Source organism: Flavobacterium swingsii, assembly GCF_900111965.1.
Taxonomy (GTDB): Bacteria; Bacteroidota; Bacteroidia; order Flavobacteriales; family Flavobacteriaceae; genus Flavobacterium; species Flavobacterium swingsii.
Genome location: NZ_FOJT01000001.1, coordinates 318,325 through 336,276, shown reverse-complemented (window position 1 = coordinate 336,276; position 17,952 = coordinate 318,325). Strand labels below are relative to the sequence as shown.

The 17,952-nt window shown below is 32.2% G+C and carries 16 protein-coding genes; 7 read left to right on the top strand and 9 right to left on the bottom strand.

Features of this window, described 5'->3' with window-relative positions; genetic code table 11:
* Window positions 1-40: 40 nt before the first annotated feature.
* Complete coding sequence (locus tag BM053_RS01595) at window positions 41-2,305, top strand: aconitate hydratase (protein WP_091473285.1); 2,265 nt, start codon at window positions 41-43, stop codon at window positions 2,303-2,305.
* A 50-nt stretch (window positions 2,306-2,355) separates the two neighbouring features.
* Here the strand turns inward: BM053_RS01595 and BM053_RS01590 are convergent, their stop codons facing one another.
* From BM053_RS01590 to BM053_RS01565, 6 genes are all read right to left on the bottom strand, one after another.
* Complete coding sequence (locus BM053_RS01590) at window positions 2,356-2,634, bottom strand: TIGR03643 family protein (RefSeq protein ID WP_091473283.1); 279 nt, start codon at window positions 2,632-2,634, stop codon at window positions 2,356-2,358.
* 91 nt (window positions 2,635-2,725) lie between these two features.
* The gene (locus tag BM053_RS01585) at window positions 2,726-3,562 is read right to left on the bottom strand and encodes a sterol desaturase family protein (RefSeq protein ID WP_091473281.1); all 837 of its coding nucleotides are present in this window, start codon (window positions 3,560-3,562) and stop codon (window positions 2,726-2,728) included.
* Window positions 3,563-3,595: 33 nt separating this feature from the next.
* Window positions 3,596-4,195, bottom strand: a complete 600-nt coding sequence (locus BM053_RS01580; protein ID WP_091473279.1) for an alpha-ketoglutarate-dependent dioxygenase AlkB family protein — start codon at window positions 4,193-4,195, stop codon at window positions 3,596-3,598.
* Window positions 4,196-4,258: 63 nt separating this feature from the next.
* Window positions 4,259-4,963 carry an aquaporin Z gene (gene aqpZ, locus BM053_RS01575; protein WP_091473277.1) on the bottom strand — a complete coding sequence of 235 codons (705 nt, stop codon included), beginning with the start codon at window positions 4,961-4,963 and terminating at the stop codon, window positions 4,259-4,261.
* A gap of 30 nt (window positions 4,964-4,993) precedes the next feature.
* Window positions 4,994-5,347: a DoxX family protein gene (locus BM053_RS01570; RefSeq protein WP_091473275.1), complete on the bottom strand. Its 354-nt coding sequence runs from the start codon at window positions 5,345-5,347 to the stop codon at window positions 4,994-4,996.
* Between the two features lie 58 nt (window positions 5,348-5,405).
* The gene (locus tag BM053_RS01565) at window positions 5,406-6,317 is read right to left on the bottom strand and encodes an EamA family transporter (protein WP_091473273.1); all 912 of its coding nucleotides are present in this window, start codon (window positions 6,315-6,317) and stop codon (window positions 5,406-5,408) included.
* Window positions 6,318-6,499: 182 nt separating this feature from the next.
* Here BM053_RS01565 and BM053_RS01560 point away from each other — a divergent pair, with 182 nt between their 5' ends.
* Entirely contained in the window at window positions 6,500-8,602 is a 2,103-nt protein-coding gene (locus BM053_RS01560) for a TonB-dependent receptor domain-containing protein (protein ID WP_091473271.1), read from the top strand.
* Between the two features lie 62 nt (window positions 8,603-8,664).
* Here BM053_RS01560 and htpG read toward each other — a convergent pair whose 3' ends face one another.
* Window positions 8,665-10,563 (bottom strand): molecular chaperone HtpG, encoded by a 1,899-nt coding sequence (htpG, locus tag BM053_RS01555; protein ID WP_091473269.1) that lies wholly within the window; start codon window positions 10,561-10,563, stop codon window positions 8,665-8,667.
* 172 nt (window positions 10,564-10,735) lie between these two features.
* On the opposite strand from htpG, the gene BM053_RS01550 reads away from it, so the two are divergent.
* The 4 genes from BM053_RS01550 (at window position 10,736) to BM053_RS01535 (ending at window position 13,335) form a co-directional block, all read left to right on the top strand.
* Window positions 10,736-11,212: a lipocalin family protein gene (locus BM053_RS01550; RefSeq protein WP_091473267.1), complete on the top strand. Its 477-nt coding sequence runs from the start codon at window positions 10,736-10,738 to the stop codon at window positions 11,210-11,212.
* 11 nt (window positions 11,213-11,223) lie between these two features.
* Window positions 11,224-11,919, top strand: a complete 696-nt coding sequence (locus BM053_RS01545) for a YiaD family glycine zipper/OmpA-like lipoprotein (RefSeq protein WP_091473265.1) — start codon at window positions 11,224-11,226, stop codon at window positions 11,917-11,919.
* 89 nt (window positions 11,920-12,008) lie between these two features.
* Window positions 12,009-12,953 (top strand): ABC transporter ATP-binding protein, encoded by a 945-nt coding sequence (locus BM053_RS01540; protein WP_091473263.1) that lies wholly within the window; start codon window positions 12,009-12,011, stop codon window positions 12,951-12,953.
* Between the two features lies 1 nt (window position 12,954).
* Entirely contained in the window at window positions 12,955-13,335 is a 381-nt protein-coding gene (locus BM053_RS01535; protein ID WP_091473261.1) for a hypothetical protein, read from the top strand.
* Here BM053_RS01535 and BM053_RS01530 read toward each other — a convergent pair.
* Window positions 13,328-14,101: a sulfite exporter TauE/SafE family protein gene (locus BM053_RS01530; protein WP_091473258.1), complete on the bottom strand. Its 774-nt coding sequence runs from the start codon at window positions 14,099-14,101 to the stop codon at window positions 13,328-13,330. The two genes, BM053_RS01535 and BM053_RS01530, sit on opposite strands and share 8 nt — an antisense overlap.
* Before the next feature lie 103 nt (window positions 14,102-14,204).
* Here BM053_RS01530 and BM053_RS01525 point away from each other — a divergent pair, with 103 nt between their 5' ends.
* Complete coding sequence (locus tag BM053_RS01525; protein ID WP_091473256.1) at window positions 14,205-15,212, top strand: 3-oxoacyl-ACP synthase III family protein; 1,008 nt, start codon at window positions 14,205-14,207, stop codon at window positions 15,210-15,212.
* Window positions 15,213-15,348: 136 nt separating this feature from the next.
* Here the strand turns inward: BM053_RS01525 and BM053_RS01520 are convergent, their stop codons facing one another.
* Entirely contained in the window at window positions 15,349-17,823 is a 2,475-nt protein-coding gene (locus BM053_RS01520) for a TonB-dependent receptor (RefSeq protein ID WP_091473254.1), read from the bottom strand.
* Window positions 17,824-17,952: the final 129 nt, after the last annotated feature.

The window sequence follows — 17,952 nt, the reverse complement described above, 5'->3', positions numbered from 1 at the left end:
ATACTCAAATTTATAGAATAACCGAATAAACATAGAAATTATGGCTTTTGATATTGAAATGATTGAAAAAATGTACGCAAATATGGCTTCTCGTGTTGATAAAGCACGTGAGTTAGTTGGTCGTCCGCTTACATTAACAGAAAAAATTCTATACGCTCACCTTTGGGACGGAACACCTTCTAGTGTTTTTACAAGAGGAAAAGATTATGTAGATTTTGCTCCAGATAGAGTTGCTTGTCAAGACGCAACTGCACAAATGGCGTTATTGCAATTTATGCATGCTGGAAAAAGTAAGGTTGCTGTGCCAACAACGGTACATTGCGATCACTTAATTCAAGCAAAAGATGGTGCAAAAACAGATTTAGCTTTTGCTAATTCACAATCCAAAGAAGTTTTCGATTTTCTTTCTTCGGTTTCAAATAAATACGGAATTGGTTTTTGGAAACCAGGATCAGGAATTATTCATCAAATCGTTTTAGAAAATTATGCATTTCCTGGAGGAATGATGATTGGTACCGATTCACATACTGTAAATGCTGGTGGATTAGGAATGTTAGCTATTGGAGTTGGTGGTGCTGATGCAGTAGATGTTATGTCTGGAATGTCTTGGGAATTAAAATTTCCAAAACTAATCGGAGTAAAACTAACAGGAAAATTAAACGGTTGGTCATCTCCAAAAGATGTTATTCTAAGAGTTGCGGATATCCTTACTGTAAAAGGAGGAACTGGAGCTGTTGTTGAATATTTTGGCGAAGGCGCAATCAATATGTCATGTACCGGAAAAGGTACTATTTGTAATATGGGTGCCGAAATTGGAGCAACAACTTCAACCTTTGGTTACGATGATTCGATGAGAAGATATCTTGCAGCAACTGGTCGTCAAGATGTAGTAAATGCTGCCGATAAAGTTGCCGATTATTTAACTGGAGATGCAGCAGTTTATGCAAATCCAAACGAATATTTTGATCAAGTTATAGAAATTAATTTATCTGAATTAGAACCATACATCAACGGACCATTTACACCAGATAGAGGAACACCAGTTTCTAAAATGAAAGAAGAAGCTGCCGCAAATGGATGGCCAATAAAAGTAGAATGGGGATTAATAGGTTCTTGTACTAACTCTTCTTACGAAGATATGTCACGTGCTGCTTCTATTGTAGAACAAGCGGTGGCACACGGAATTTCTCCAAAAGCGGAATTCGGAATCAATCCAGGTTCAGAGCAAATTCGTTACACTATCGAAAGAGATGGAATCATCGCAACTTTCGAAAAAATGGGAACCAAAGTATTTACAAATGCTTGCGGACCATGTATCGGACAATGGGATAGAGCAGGAGCGGACAAAGGAGAGAAAAATACTATTGTTCACTCATTCAACCGTAACTTTTCTAAAAGAGCCGATGGTAATCCAAATACACACGCTTTTGTAACTTCACCAGAAATGGTAGCAGCATTGGCTATTTCAGGACGTTTAGATTTTAATCCATTAACCGATACTTTATTAAATGATAATGGTGAAATGGTAAAATTATTACCTCCAAAAGGCGACGAATTACCATCGAAAGGTTTTGATGTAGAAGATGCAGGTTTTCAAGCACCAGCAGAAGATGGAAGTAAAGTACAAGTTGCAGTTTCTGAAACATCAGACCGTTTGCAATTGCTAGCTCCGTTTGCTGCTTGGGACGGAAAAAATATTATGGGAGCTAAATTATTAATTAAAGCTTTCGGAAAATGTACCACTGACCATATTTCTATGGCTGGACCTTGGTTGCGTTTCCGTGGTCACTTAGATAATATTTCGAATAACATGTTAATTGGTGCTGAAAATGCTTTTAATAAAGAAGCTAATAAAGTTAAAAATCAATTGACAGGAAATTACGATACAGTTCCTGGTGTTGCAAGAGCTTATAAAGCGGCTGGAATATCATCAGTTGTTGTGGGTGATCAAAATTACGGAGAAGGATCTTCGAGAGAACATGCAGCAATGGAACCAAGATTTTTAGGTGTAAAAGCAGTTTTAGTTAAATCATTTGCTCGTATTCACGAAACGAATTTGAAAAAACAAGGAATGTTAGGTCTTACTTTTGCTAACGAAGCAGATTATGACAAAATCCAAGAAGATGACACTATTAACTTTACAGATTTAGTTGATTTTGCTCCGGGAAAACCATTAACCTTAGAATTCGTTCATGCTGATGGTACAAAAGACATCATTTTAGCTAACCATACTTACAACGCGAGTCAAATTGGCTGGTTTGTAGCTGGTTCTGCATTAAACTTAATTGCGGCTGGAAAAGCGTAATTTAGATTTTTATACAGAAAAAGGCTGTTCGTAAGAACAGCCTTTTTTATTTAGTCAAATTTATTTTTTATATAATATTTACCATCTAAATCATCATCAAATTCATCAATCTTGATTTGTTTTGGCTTTGGTTTTCCAGCATTGGCTTTCTTTTTCCAAATTTCAAACTTGTCAGCTGGCAATTTTTTCTTCATAATTTCCAAAACTTGTTTTTCTTCTATGCCAAGTTCTTTCTTGATGATTTCAAAAGGATTTCTTTCCTCATTTGCCAACGTGATTAATTTTTGAGTATCTTCCCAACTCAATTCTATGCTTTTACCTTTTTTCATTACTTTAAAAACAATTCAGTTTATTTTTTTTAAATGGTTACAAATTCTATTCCAATATTAATCAAAAAAAACTAAGATTTGAAAATTATTTTCATTTTTTTAATTCCGACACGAATGTCTGACTTGATTTGAAAGGAATTTTTAATAAACTAGAAAGTTTATTGTGTTCTTCTGGGTTCATGTGTGTGTCAACGCCATAAATAATTTCGCTCATTGGAAGTATTAAAAAAGTACCAAATAATCTGTCCCAAACAGAAAATATATTACCATAATTACTGTCGGTATAAGGCAAAATATAATGATGATGTACTTTATGCATATTTGGCGAAACAATAAAATAGCTAATATAATTATCTAGTTTTTCAGGCAAATTTAAGTTGGCGTGATTAAACTGCGACAAGAAAACGGATAAAGATTGGTATAAAAAAAATAACCAAATTGGAGCGCCAACAATGATGATTGCTAGGGTTGTAAACAAAAATCGAATTACACTTTCCCCAGGATGATGCCTGTTTGCTGAGGTTGTATCTATCCAAGTATCTGTGTGGTGAATGAGGTGAAAACGCCACAAAATTTTCATTTTATGTTGAACAAAATGTGCTGTGTATGCACCAATCAAATCCATTAATAACAAACCGATTATTGCTTGCAATAAAAGCGATTTGATAGACAACCAATGCAAAACCCCAAAATTATTTTCGGTAACCCAAATCGAACTTTTGTACAAAATTATTGCCAAACTAAAATTGACAACAATGGTAGTAAGCGTAAAAAAAATATTTATACTAGCGTGTTGCCATTTGTTGTATTTAAATTTAAAAAGCGGAAAACCATTTTCGATAATCCAAAAAAGTGTAATACCACCAACTATTATAAAACTTCTATGAGAAGAAGGAATGTTTTCAAAATAGGCTACAATTTCATTCATGGGGAAATATTTTTATCAAATTTAATAAAAAAACTATTTAATAATTCTAAAAGTAAGATTTATTCTAGGCTCGATTTCTTTTTTTGTTTTGGGAATTTGATGTTTCCAAAAATGTTGGGTTGTACCTCTCATTATTAATAAACTTCCGTGCTGCAAAACGATATTTTGTTTCAGTTCGAGCGTGTTGTGTTTGAGTTGAAAAACCCTTTCGGTGCCAAAACTTACCGAAGCAATTATAGGATTTCGTCCCAATTCCTTTTCGTTATCGGCATGCCAACCGTTACTGTCTTTACCGTCACGATATAAATTTAGCAATACGGTGGTAAAATTTTCATTACAAATTTTTTCAACTTCATCTTTTATAAACACAATTAGCGGAGACCAAGCGTGTGGCTGCATCACAATGTTTGAGTATCCGTAAGGTTTTCCTTCGTTGCCAAAAAGAGCAGTTAATCTAGGTTGTGCGTGCATTTTCCCGAAAACAGTTATATTATCCTGTTGCCAAGGAATTTCATTTTGAAGTTTTAGGAAAAGTTCATTGGCTTTTGCCAAAGGAAAAAAATCGGGATAATATTCGATTTCGGCATCGGTCAGATTGAATGTAATTTTTTCTTCTGGAAATAGGGAATTCATATTCCAAAAATAAAAAAAGCGATAGTAATTACCATCGCTTTTGTATTAAATATTTTCAAAATATTATTCGTCTTTTTTCTCAAGTAAAGCTTTGTATATAAATCCACCAAAAACAGCCCCTACAATTGGAGCCAACCAAAATAGCCAAACTTGGGTTAATGGTTCTCCTCCTGCAAAAATAGCTTGCGATAACGAACGTGCAGGATTTACTGATGTATTTGTAATTGGAATACTTATTAAATGAATTAATGTTAATGCTAAACCAATTGCGATTCCTGCAAATTTTCCGTTAGCAAATTTATCAGTTGCTCCCAAAATAATGATTACGAAAAATGCAGTTAATACAAATTCTGCTAAAAATGCCGATTCTAAATTATAACCATCTGGCGAAAAAGCCCCAAATCCATTTGATGCAAAAGCTCCAGCTTTAGTATTGTCTATTGTAAAACCTGGTTTTCCAATTAAAATTGTATACAAAGTTGCAGCAGCAGCAATGGCACCAACACATTGCGCAGTTATATAAGATGGTAAATCTTTAGCTGAAAATCTTCCGCCAGCCCATAATCCTATGGAAACTGCGGGATTAAAATGTCCCCCTGAAATATGTCCCACAGCATATGCCATCGTTAAAACTGTAAGTCCAAAAGCTAAGGAAACTCCCATAAATCCGATTCCTAAATCAGGAATTCCTGCTGCGAATAATGCGCTTCCGCATCCGCCAAATACCAACCAATAAGTTCCGAAGAATTCTGCAAAAATCTTTTTCATAGTAATAATTTTTGTTTAATAATTTATTTATTAAGTATATAAATATGCCCAAAAAATTAGGGCAAGTTGTAACGGCAATCTTAATAACCGCATCGTTTTAGACAAACCCAGACTTGCATTGTCATTTTTGTACATATATAAGTTTGCAGGAAAAATAGCGATTAGTAACGCTATAATTCCCCACGAAGCAATTTTTGATGTAAAAGGTAAACAAAGACAAACTCCTAAAATTATTTCGGCAAGACCGCTTAGTGAGTTTAGTAATTTTGGATTTGAAAAATAGACTGGAATAATTTTTATATACAATCTTGGATTTCTAAAATGGTTGAAACCTGCTAAAATATATAGCAAAGCCATTAGATATAAATGCCAGGGTAAATTCATAATTAAAAATTAGTTATTACGAATTTACTTAAAAAAGTATTAAAAAGTTAAAAAGTTCTTACTTTTTTTGAAATTGAATATTCATAATCACAATAGCGAGAATAATTAGAATAATTCCGATCCATTGTGTGAGTATAACGGTTTCGTTTAAAATAAAATAAGCCATCATTACAGAAACTGGAAGCTCAAGAGCCGAAACAATACTTCCCAACCCAATTCCCGTCAACGGAAAACCAGCATTCATCAACATAGGCGGAATTACCGTGCCAAAAAGAGCTAAAAGAATTCCCCATTTGTAAAAAATATCATAATTAAATGCTGTTGTTTGGGTGAAAATAGCAAAAACAAAAACAATAACTGCGCCACCTAAAAGCATATATAAACTGCGTTGTGCCGAAGAAATATCTATAGCTACACGATTTGCAGTAAACATAGTTGTGGTAAATGAAGCTGCAGCCAAAAGCCCTAAAACGATACCTCTCCAATCTAAATCTATTTTGTTTTGAATTAGGTTTGTAGCCAATGCGGTACCAAATAAAACTACAAAAACGGCTGCAATTTTTATTTTAGAAGGCATCTTTTTTTCTAAAAACATCTCTAATAAAACACCCATCCAAACGGTTTGCATCAACAACACAATTCCTATAGAAACTGGAATATATTTAACTGCTAAATAATAAAAGATACTAGTTAATCCTGTCGAAGTTCCAGCAATCATTAATTGTTTTATGTTATTTGCAGAAGCTTTAATCACATCGGTTCCTTTTTTTGCTTTTTGAAAGGCATTTATCACAAGAATAGCAATAATTCCTATAATAAATTGAGCAGAAATTACTTCGGCTGGCGTAAAAGGATTACCAGTAATTCCAGTGTGAGAATAAGCTAGTTTTACAAAAGTTGCCAACATACCGTAGCTTGTTGCACCCAATCCTACAAGAAAAACTCCTTTTAGTATATTATTATTTGTCATTTTTTCAATTTTAAAAAGCGGGCAAAGATAGGGTTAATTTTAGTTTAGATGATGATTTATTTTTTATAATCTTAATAGTTTATAAATAAGATTATGAAGTTGCAAAAAGGTCGAATTTTTTGTAGGAATTATAGCAACAAAAAATTATTTTTACCATCTTATTCTAATATAAAATATTCTAAATGAGAACTTTTCCCTATTGCATCATTTTATTATTTTCGTTTTTTTTAATTTCTGCACAAGAAACACCTAAAAAAGCAACTGAGTTAAACGAAGTTTCTATAACAAAAGAAAAAAAGGCAGTTGAGCAAAAAGCAGATAGAACCATTTTTGATTTTGCAGCTCAGTCTCATCTAAATTCAGGTTCAGTTCTGGAGGGATTAAAAAAACTACCAGGCTTAATTTTGTCTGATGTCGCTGGAATGATGTACCAAGGAAAACAATTAGATGTTTACATGGACAGTAGACCGTTAAATATTTCATCAAATGAACTAAATGCTTTTCTAGAAGGAATGCCTGCAAATGCTGTAGAAAGAATTGAAGTAATCACACAGCCCGGTGCTGAATTTCCTGCTACTTCTGGTGGAGCCATTATTAATATTATTACTAGTAAAAAAGCTAAAAACTATTTGAGTGCAACTTATAGTTCGGGTCTAAATTTCACCTCTTACGATAAGTTAAGAACCAGATTCAATAATAGTTTATTGTTAAATGCTAAAAATAAATACTTTGGTTGGCAATTAAATTTGGGACAAAGTTATAGAGAAAGTGCTTTGTGGTCTACCATTACTAAAAATGAGAACAATATTATAACTAATCTGTCAAATACTGATTCTGACAGAACAACCAGAAGTTATTATGCGAAATCTGCCTTGAATTTTGATTTAAAAAAAGACAGATTGCTGCTTAATTATGATGTGAATTATAATAAAAATAATGCAGATACTCAAGGAGAAGGTTTTGGTTTTACATCGAACGATGCAAGTAAAACAAAAATTACAAGACAAGATGCGGTAGCTACTTATCAGAAAAGGTTTGAGGATAAAAACAAGAAGTTAGATTTTAAATTTAATTTTGCTCGAAACCAGAATGATTTCGATTTAGATTCAAGGATTTTTAATACTGCGGTCTTGGAAAATTCATCTTTGCAAGAGTATTTGAATTTTAAAATAGATTATTCTCAAGGGCTTACTATTCTTGATAAAGGAAAATTTAGTGTAGGAACTTTAATCGATGATTTGTCTTTTGAAACCCAAAGTCTAGGGACAACTAATTTAGATTATACCCGAAAAACAACTGCAGGATATTTAGAACTTCAATCGACGTATAAGAATTTCGATTTTATTTTAGGAGGTAGAGCAGAAGATTATAACATTACTGGAAAAACAAATACAGCCGATTTAATTCCGTTCAAACAATTTCGATTTTTTCCAAATGCTAGTTTGCAGTATAATTTTGGTCCACAAATATTTTTTAATGCAAATTATAATAAGAAAATTAGTTTGCCAAGTACTTCATCTTTAAATCCTAATAATACAAATTATCAAAATCAAAATGTTAGTTATTCAGGAAATCCGCAATTGCAACCGACTATTTTTGATAATTATGAAATGAAAATTAGCGCTTTCGATTATGCTTTTTTAGGATACAATGTGAGTGTTGCGAAAAATCAAGTGGCAAATAGGGTTATTGTAAATAATAATCTTGTTTCAAATACTAGTATTAATGTTTCAGAAATAAAAATTCATAATTTTAATTTTGGATTTCCGTTACCCTATATGTTATTTACAAAAGGACTCAAAGAAACCTTGAAATTTGATGTTAATCCGGATAAAATCAATTTTTTGTATATTTATACGGGCTATCAAATTCATAAACTTCCCGATGCAGATACCAAAGGTTTTTGGATAATTAATTTAATGTCACAAATTCTTTTACCAAAGGAAATTAAGTTTGTTACCAATTATAACTATACTACAACAAAGGGGAATTATTTTTACTATGTTTCTACACAACCTTACGGACATAGTTTAGATATAAGCTTTTCGAAAAAAATCATGAAAGACCAACTATCAGTTTCACTGAATTTTGATGATATTTTAAATACAAATAAGCAAGGGTTTACATCTGTAGGAACATCAGTTTTACTAGAAAGCAAATATGATACACGCAGATTTGGGTTTACTCTAAATTACAAAATTCCTACCAAAAACAAATTAGCTAAAGAAGATGCTAATTTGTTAAATAAAGAGAAAAAAGAAGATAACGGAATTATTGCTAACTAAAAAAACCTGTAAGTTCTCACTTACAGGTTTTTTTTTTGAATAAACGATTAACCAAATAAATATTATTTAATCAATTCAAAACTTCTCTTTACAAAAGCAGTTAATTCTTCTCCTTTTAATAAATTTTGTGACAATTTTGCCAAATCTAAAGCTTGTTTTACCAAGTTTTCTTGAGCCGATTTGTCTTTATTATTTAAAATTGAAGCAGCCAAATCAGAATTTGTATTTACCACTAAATTATACATTTCGGGCATATAATTCATGCCAAACATGCTTCCGCCACCAGATTGACTCATCTCTTTCATACGACGCATAAATTCTGGTTGCGTGATAATAAAGGGAGAAGCATTGCTGTCTAAAGCTTCCAGTTGTACCGAATATGCTTTTGGTATAAATGATTCTAAAGAGGTTTTTAGGCTTTCTTTTTCTTCATCAGATAATTTAGAAATCGCAGTTTCTTCTTTCTTAATCAAATTATCAATATGATCAGAATCGACACGAACGAAAGTTATATCTTGATTATCGCTTTCTATTTTTTGAATTAAATGAGAAATAATTGGAGAATCTAACAACAAAACTTCATAACCTTTGTCTTTTGCAATTTCGATATAAGAATGCTGTGCTTCTTTATTTCCTGCGTATAAAACAACTAATTTTCCGTCTTTGTTGGTTTGGTTTTCCTTTAGATTTTCTTTTATTTCATCTAAAGTAAAATATTTATCATCAACTGTTGGATACAAAACAAAAGCACCTGCTTTTTCGTAGAATTTCTCTTCCGAAAGCATTCCGTACTCTAAAACAATTTTTATGTCATTCCATTTTTGTTCAAAATCTTCACGGTTTTCTGTAAATAAAGCTTTTAGTTTATCGGCAACTTTACGAGTAATATAGTTTGAGATTTTTTTAACCGCACCATCGGCTTGTAATCCTGAACGAGAAACGTTTAAAGGAATATCTGGAGAATCGACCACACCACGAAGCATCATCAAGAATTCAGGAACAATTCCTTCTACATTATCGGTTACATAAACCTGATTTTGATACAATTGAATTTTGTCTTTCTGAATTTGTAAATCGGAACCTAATTTCGGAAAATATAAGATTCCAGTTAGGTTGAAAGGATAATCTACATTCAAATGAATATGAAACAAAGGCTCTTCGAACTGCATTGGATAAACCTCACGGTAAAAATCTTTGTAATCGGCATCAGTCAAATCTGTTGGTTGTTTTGTCCAAGCCGGATTTGGATTGTTGATGATATTATCAACTTCTACTTCTGTAAAAATATTTTCTTTGTCTTCTGTTTCAACAAATTCGCCTTTCTTTTGTTCTATTTTTTCGGTTCTAGTTCCAAACTTAATCGGAATAGGCATAAATTTATTATACTTATTCAATAAACCTGAAATTTTCGAATCTTCTAAAAACTCTAAAGAATCCTCAGCAATGTGAAGGATGATTTCTGTTCCACGAGAAGTTTTGTCAGCAGTTTCTAAAGTAAATTCTGGGCTTCCGTCGCAAGTCCAATGTGCAGCTGGTTCGTCTTTGTATGATTTGGTAATAATCTCTACTTTTTCGGCAACCATAAAAGCAGAATAAAAACCAAGACCAAAATGACCAATAATCCCAGAATCTTTAGCAGAATCTTTGTATTTGTCTAAAAATTCTTCGGCACCAGAAAATGCAACTTGATTGATGTATTTTTCTACTTCATCAGCTGTCATTCCTAATCCTTGGTCGATGATGTGAATTTTTTTAGCTTCTTTATCAATTTTAATTTCGATAATAGGAGAGCCATATTCTACTTTGGCTTCGCCAATGCTTGTAAGGTGTTTCAGTTTTAAAGTGGCATCGGTTCCGTTAGAAATTAGTTCACGTAAGAAAATCTCGTGATCGCTATAAAGGAATTTCTTGATTAAGGGAAAGATGTTTTCTACCGAAACATTAATTTTTCCTGTTGTCATATTTTGAGTTTTTAATTAGTATTTTTAATATCTTTGAGTAGTCAAAATAAATACCAAAATTTATTAAAATGACAAATTGACTGAAATTATTATAACTTTTGTTAAAAAAAGCCATAAAATTGGCATGGTAGTTGTATATTAGGCAAGCATTAAAAATTAAACAAACTAACAAATGAAAAAATTACTATTAGTAAGCTTACTGGCATTTTTTGCTGCATGTAAGACTCCAGCTCCAGTCGCTGCAACCAGTGTTGACAGGAAATCTCAAGTCGCTATCAAAGGAAATTGGACAATCGCTTCTGTAACTTATGCAGGATCGGATATGTTTAAAATCACTTCTTTCGATTTGGCCGACTCAAAATGTTTCGAAGGTAGTACTTGGAAATTTATTTCGAACAATGATTCGGGAGAAATGGCTTTAACACAGGCTAATTGTACGAGTTTTGCTTCGAAAATTAAATGGTATGTAAACAAAGACGGACAATTTGTATTAAAATTTTTGGCTGAAGGCGTAAAAGCCAAAAAAATGCAACAAGGTTATATTCTTAATGTTGCTGATCAAACTGCTGAATCATTCAAATTGATTGACAATATAAATATTGGAGGAAAAATGACGAATATCGTTTATCAATTTAATAAATCAAACTAAAAACTGCAAATATGAAAAAGTCAATTATATACATACTTTCGCTTTCCTTCTTTTTAGGAACTGTTTTATCAGGTTGCGAATCGGTAAAAAACACAAATAAAACCCAACGTGGTGCTGCAATTGGCGCAGTTGGTGGTGCAATACTTGGGGGTGTTTTAGGTAACAACATCGGAAAAGGAGGAAACGGTGCTTTGGGTGCTGTTTTAGGTGGTGTTATTGGTGGTGTTGCTGGTGGCGTTATTGGTAACAAAATGGACAAGCAAGCAAGAAAAATATCAGAATCTTTGCCTGGAGCAAAAGTAGAAAGAGTAGGAGAAGGAATTAGATTGGTTTTGGGTGAAAACTCAGTGCGTTTTGATACTAACAAATCGACATTAACATCTACTGCCAAAGCAAATTTAGATAAATTAGTGTCAGTTTTTAATGAATATCCAGATACTGATATTCAAATATATGGTTATACTGATAGTTCAGGAGCTGATGATTATAATATGACATTGTCACAACAAAGAGCCGCTTCTGTAAAATCTTACTTATCAGCAAAAGGTTTGGCGAGTTCTCGTTTTAATACTTCAGGACTTGGAGAAGCAGATCCTATTGCATCTAACGAAACAGCTGAAGGGAAATCTCAAAACCGTCGTGTAGAGTTTGCAATTACTGCAAATGATAAGATGGTAAATGACGCTAAAAAAGAATCTGGTAACTAATTTTTTATCACAATATTTTAAAAGCTGTTTCGAGAGAAACAGCTTTTTTGTTTAGAATACTTTGTAAGTTTGTATTTTTAAAATTAACTATGCTTCAAGTTCAAAATATTTCATTTGGTTATACCAATAAAATAATTATTCATAATATTGATTTTACCGTAACTCAAGGGCAAAACATTGCTATTTTGGGTGAAAGTGGTTGCGGAAAAAGTACACTTTTAAAACTGGTTTATGGTTTATATGATTTAGATGAAGGTCAGTTGTTTTGGAAAGAAACGGAAGTTTTAGGGCCAAAATTCAACTTGGTTCCAGGCATGGATTGTATGAAATATTTGGCACAAGATTTCGATTTGATGCCTTATATAACCGTTTCCGAGAATGTAGGAAAGTATTTGTCGAATATAGATAAAGAGCAAAAAAATAACCGAATTCAGGAATTGCTCGAAATTGTCGAAATGACAGAATTTGCTCATGTAAAAGCACAATTTCTTAGCGGAGGACAACAACAACGGGTTGCCATTGCTAGAGTTTTAGCACTTGAACCCGAGGTTTTGTTACTCGACGAACCGTTTAGTCATATAGACAATTTTAGAAAAAATGCTTTGCGCAGAAACCTATTTTCATATCTAAAAGAAAAAAATATTACTTGTTTGGTTGCTACTCATGATAGTACTGATGCTTTGTCTTTTTCTGACGAAACAATTATTTTACACGACGGAAAAATTCTAGAAAAAGGCATTTCAAAAGAAATTTATACGAATCCAATTCATAAATATACTGCATCGCTTTTTGGAGAAGTTAATGAGCTTAAATTATCGCAAATTTCTTCTGTAGAAGGAGAAGATGAAATTATTTTATTGTATCCGCATCAACTGAAAATATCTGAAAACGGAATGTTGAAAGTGATAGTAAAACAATCTTATTTTAGAGGAAGTCATTTTTTAATTAAATCGATTTTCGATAAAAAAATAATTTTTTTCGAGCATGATACGGACTTAAAATACAATGAAGAAGTGGCTTTAATTATAAAATAAAATGGGAAAAGAAGATTATTTGACAAGGCAAATTAATCAATTGGGATTTGTTTTGAAAAAAATATTAGAAAAGTTAACAAGAACTAAGAGCAGTGATGGATTATCTGAAACAGTTTCGGTGGTTAATTTTAAATTAAACGAGCAATTAGGTTTTGATTTAGAAATTTTAGATACTATTTCTGATGATAATCTTATTGAATTTTTGACGCAAAAAGAAGGTTTTAATCACGAAAATCTTGAATTATTTGCTGATATTTTGATTAAAATGGATAAAGAAAAGTATGCAAAAAAAGCGCTTCAAATTTACAATTATGTCAATCAAGCGACTGCAACATTTTCTTTCGAAAGAGATTTTAAAATTAAGGAATTAATGTTTAAATAATTCCAAAAATCAATAAAAAACCATAAGCAAGCAACATAAATGCGACAATGTTTTGAATAGATTTATAGGTTGTTTTTTGCAATAATTTATTACCAAAATAAACTCCTAAAAAGGCAGAAAGTGTTGCAAATAGAACTAATTTGTAATTTAACGAAAGTTCATTATTTACAATTTTTGGAATATAAATACTTAATCTAGAAACATCGACCAAACAAGCAATAACAACTCCTGTGGCAATAAACGATTCTTTGCTTAGGCCGGAACGAATTAAGAAAGCGCTTCGTAATGCGCCTTGATGACCAGAAATCCCACCAAAAAAACCACTTAAGATACCGCCAACAGATAAATATTTTTTATCGAATTCTAAATTTTTTAGCTTCGGAATAAAATCGAACAAAGAAAAAACAATTAGTAATAATCCAATAATAAGTTTCAAAGGCATTATTTCAAAAACCTTTTCGGAAATAGAATATTGAAATATGGGTTGCATTTGAGTTAGTAATTTTAATAAATAAGCACCAAGAAAAGCAAAAAATATAGCAGGAATTCCGAACTTAAAAATAACAGCTGAATTGGCTTTTTTTCCGAAGAGAAATAGCTTAAAAATATTATTCATAAAATGAACTAAAGCAGTAAGTACAACTGCGATTTCTATGGGAAAGAACAATCCAAAAACGGGTAGAAGAATTGTTCCCAAACCGAAACCAGAAAATAAGGTTAAAGCGGAGCCCAATAATGCAAATAGGCAAATGATAATATAATCCATTGGTTTTTTATTTATACAAATTAAGTAAAACTAACTAATATAAATTGCGTAATTTTACAATAAGTGTAAATTTGCAAACTGATTTTTAATAAAAATATAAAATATGTATCATTCTAAAATTACTGGTCTAGGTCATTATGTTCCAGACAATATAGTCACAAACGACGATTTAGCAAAAATTATAGATACAAATGACGAATGGATTCAGGAACGAACTGGTATTCAAGAACGTAGGCATATTGTAAGAGGGGAAGATACAACAACATCGATGGGTGTAAAAGCTGCAAAAATTGCAATTGAACGTTCTGGATTGTCTAACGATGATATCGATTTTATTGTTTTTGCGACCATTTCTCCCGATTATTATTTTCCAGGTCCAGGAGTTGCTTTGCAAAAAGAGTTGGGACTAAGAACTATTGGCGCATTAGATGTTAGAAACCAATGTTCGGGATTTGTTTATGCTTTGTCGGTTGCAGACCAATATATTAAAACAGGAATGTATAAAAATATTTTGGTTGTTGCTTCAGAAGTGCAATCATTAGGATTAGATATGACTACTCGTGGGCGAAATGTTTCGGTTATTTTTGGAGATGGAGCAGGAGCAGCGGTTTTAAGCAGAGAAGAAGATGTAACCAAAGGAATTTTATCGACACATTTACATTCGGAAGGGGAACATGCAAAAGAATTATCTGTTTTAGCACCAGGAATGGGCGGACGTTGGGTTTCGGATATTATTGCCGAAAACAATCCAGACGACGAAAGTTATTTCCCTTATATGAACGGACAATTTGTGTTTAAACACGCGGTAGTTCGTTTTAGTGAAGTGATAAATGAAGGTTTAGTAGCCAATAATTTACAAGTTTCGGATATAGATATGCTCATTCCGCATCAAGCGAATTTGAGAATTTCTCAGTTCATACAAAAGAAATTTGGTTTGAATGACGATCAGGTTTTTAATAACATTCAAAAATACGGAAATACTACTGCAGCATCTATTCCTATTGCTTTGACCGAAGCTTGGGAACAAGGAAAAATTAAGTCTGGTGATACAGTTGTTCTCGCTGCATTTGGTTCAGGATTTACTTGGGCAAGTGCTATTATTAAGTGGTAATTCTTATTTATTAAGAAAGATAATAATTTAAAACTTGTCAGTTTGAGCGGAGTCGAAACCTTTCAATCCTTCGACTTCACTCAGGAAAACATTTTTATAAAAAAAAGCTCCAAAGAAATTTGGAGCTTTTTGCTTATTACATCATTCCTCCACCGCTTTGGGTTTCGTTGGCATCACGTTGTTTGCGCTGTAGTGCTTTGTTTTTTCCACCACCAAACATATAATTTAATCCTACATAAACCGTTCTGCTTTCCCAGTAAAAAGCACCTGCTTGTTTGTAAGGAATACTTCCGTCAAACTGAAAATGCATGTTATTAAAAATATCATTTAATCTTCCTGTAATACTTCCTTTTCCTTTAAGGATAGAATAAGTTGCTCCTATGTCAGCTTTATACATTGGGCTTCTTTCAAATTGTAATCCTAAATCACGACCGCGATACATTCCGAATAAATTAATTTTTAGGTTTTTTGTTGCTGTAAATGTTTGATTTACGCGAGCGTTAAAAGAAACAACATCGATCTCACCATTTTCCATAAGACCTGTGTTGGCATTTTCTACAGTTCCTTTTACAGTTTTAAAATATGCATCGGCACTGGCATTTGCAGACCACCATTTTGCGAATTTCAAATTTGCAGAGGTTTCAACCCCAAAAGCATTGTTATTATCAAAATTTGAGTATGAAACAATATCTTGTTTGCTATCACTTGGGTTTTTATATATTGTTCGGTTTATTTCGTTATTTATTTGTCTGTAAAATACGCCAGAAGTGATAGATCCAATTTTTGTGGTGCGTGTATAATTTACTTCAAACGAATTGGTAAATTGTGGTTCTAATTCAGGATTTCCTCTAAACTCTACCAATGGTGATGTTCGCTCACGAATAGGACTTATTTGTCCAATACTTGGTCTGTCTACACGTCTTGAATAATTAAAATTGAATGAATTTTTGTCATTTGCAGCATAAGTAAAAAAGGCTGAAGGATAAACCGAAAAGATATTGTCTTTTGTTGTTTGGTTTCCGCTAAAACTGGTTGTAGGATTTACAGAATTTTCGTTTCTCTGGAAATCGCCATCTATTGCATAATTTTCGATACGAACACCAATTTGTCCGCTCCATTTATCCCATTTTTTGCTGTAATTAGTGTATAAGGAACTAATGTTTCGGTTGAATGTGAAGTCGTTGTCGGCTGTTGTCGAATTAAATACAGAAGGTTTGCTAGTCGATTCATCAAAATTATTCTCTGTATTTTGAATTCTGGTTTCGGCACCAACTTCTAATTTTGTAGTTTCGGTTAATGGATTTACATAATCAACATTAAACTGAATGTAATTTGTGTTTCCGTGTACAATATTTATTTTTGATGAATTAGAATTTGGGTTAAACTCTGTTGAATCATAAGTTGTATTTTCTTTATTTTTTGTATTCGAAACATTAGCCTGAAATTCTATGTTTTCACCTTTTTTAGTAAAATCATGTTTAAAATCTAAATCATAGGTTTGTGTGTTATTATCGGATTTTGATTGGAATAATTGACTCGAATCACTATTTAAAACACTAAGATAATTTACATCTGTCAAACCATTACCACTTCCATTTGTAATATTCTGATTGGTATATATCGAGAATGTATTTTTATCATCAATATAATAATCCATTCCTAATTTTAATAAATGAGAAGTATTTAAACTGTTAAACTCAAATTGTTGCTCATTTTCTAAACTTGGTCTAAAACTGTTTACATAACCATGGTTTCTGTTTTTTCCGTGGTTTAATCCGTAATTACTATAAATATTTACTTTACCAACTTTATAATTTAGGTTTAAAGCGGTGTTTAATCTTGGTGTTATTCCAAAAGTTACGCCAGAATTTATACTCCCGTTGAAACCTGTATTTGCATTTTTATGCAAAATGATATTTATAATTCCGCTCATTCCTTCAGGACTATATTTAGCCGAAGGATTTGTAATCAATTCAATTTGTTTGATAGATGAAGACGGAATTTGTTGCAATAATTGTGTCGCATCAATATTTGTTGGTTTGCCATCTACTAAAACTTTTACATTGGTATTTCCTCTCAAACTCAATTCTTTGGTTTGCGGATCGACACTCACTGTAGGAATATTGTTCATTATTTCTGAAGCGGTTGTTCCAGAAGCAACTAAATCTTTACCAACGGTTACTACTTTTCTATCTATTTTTTGCTCAATACTTGAACGTTCTTTTACGATAGAAACTTCAGTAAGTTGCGTAGCTTCTTCTTCGAGAGCAATTGTTTTTAGAGTAATATTTTTATTTTCAGAATTTAAAGTGACATTGCTAACCTGTTTTTTGTAGCCCATAAACTGAACTTCGATGGTTAGCTCTTGTAGTATTAAGTTCGAAATTGTAAAGCTTCCATTTTCTTTTGTAATTCCACCAGAAACAACTTTTGCGCCATCTTTTATAGTTACCGATGCGTAAGGAATTGCTTCGTTGGTTTTTTTGTCAACGACTTTTCCAGAAATACTTCCAGAAACATTCCCTATATTTTTAGTTTCAGGAGCAGAATTTTGAGCTTTTACAAAAGTAAAATTCAATAAACTAAAAAGGATTAAGATTTTAATTTTCATAACTTTTTTTGATGATTATTTTTTTAAAACTACCGCAAAAGTAGTGTCTACTAGACGACACGAGGAATGTTTTGTTACATTTTTAAGAAATGTTTAACACAAAAAAAGCCTCGACAATTTTATTTTGTC

Bases quoted from the DNA above. Each gene is read 5' to 3' on its own strand.
- BM053_RS01595 (WP_091473285.1), top strand. From the start codon at position 41: ATGGCTTTTGATATTGAAATGATTGAAAAAATGTACGCAAATATGGCT.
- BM053_RS01590 (WP_091473283.1), bottom strand. From the start codon at position 2,634: ATGAAAAAAGGTAAAAGCATAGAATTGAGTTGGGAAGATACTCAAAAA.
- BM053_RS01585 (WP_091473281.1), bottom strand. From the start codon at position 3,562: ATGAATGAAATTGTAGCCTATTTTGAAAACATTCCTTCTTCTCATAGA.
- BM053_RS01580 (WP_091473279.1), bottom strand. From the start codon at position 4,195: ATGAATTCCCTATTTCCAGAAGAAAAAATTACATTCAATCTGACCGAT.
- aqpZ (WP_091473277.1), bottom strand. From the start codon at position 4,963: ATGAAAAAGATTTTTGCAGAATTCTTCGGAACTTATTGGTTGGTATTT.
- BM053_RS01570 (WP_091473275.1), bottom strand. From the start codon at position 5,347: ATGAATTTACCCTGGCATTTATATCTAATGGCTTTGCTATATATTTTA.
- BM053_RS01565 (WP_091473273.1), bottom strand. From the start codon at position 6,317: ATGACAAATAATAATATACTAAAAGGAGTTTTTCTTGTAGGATTGGGT.
- BM053_RS01560 (WP_091473271.1), top strand. From the start codon at position 6,500: ATGAGAACTTTTCCCTATTGCATCATTTTATTATTTTCGTTTTTTTTA.
- htpG (WP_091473269.1), bottom strand. From the start codon at position 10,563: ATGACAACAGGAAAAATTAATGTTTCGGTAGAAAACATCTTTCCCTTA.
- BM053_RS01550 (WP_091473267.1), top strand. From the start codon at position 10,736: ATGAAAAAATTACTATTAGTAAGCTTACTGGCATTTTTTGCTGCATGT.
- BM053_RS01545 (WP_091473265.1), top strand. From the start codon at position 11,224: ATGAAAAAGTCAATTATATACATACTTTCGCTTTCCTTCTTTTTAGGA.
- BM053_RS01540 (WP_091473263.1), top strand. From the start codon at position 12,009: ATGCTTCAAGTTCAAAATATTTCATTTGGTTATACCAATAAAATAATT.
- BM053_RS01535 (WP_091473261.1), top strand. From the start codon at position 12,955: ATGGGAAAAGAAGATTATTTGACAAGGCAAATTAATCAATTGGGATTT.
- BM053_RS01530 (WP_091473258.1), bottom strand. From the start codon at position 14,101: ATGGATTATATTATCATTTGCCTATTTGCATTATTGGGCTCCGCTTTA.
- BM053_RS01525 (WP_091473256.1), top strand. From the start codon at position 14,205: ATGTATCATTCTAAAATTACTGGTCTAGGTCATTATGTTCCAGACAAT.
- BM053_RS01520 (WP_091473254.1), bottom strand. From the start codon at position 17,823: ATGAAAATTAAAATCTTAATCCTTTTTAGTTTATTGAATTTTACTTTT.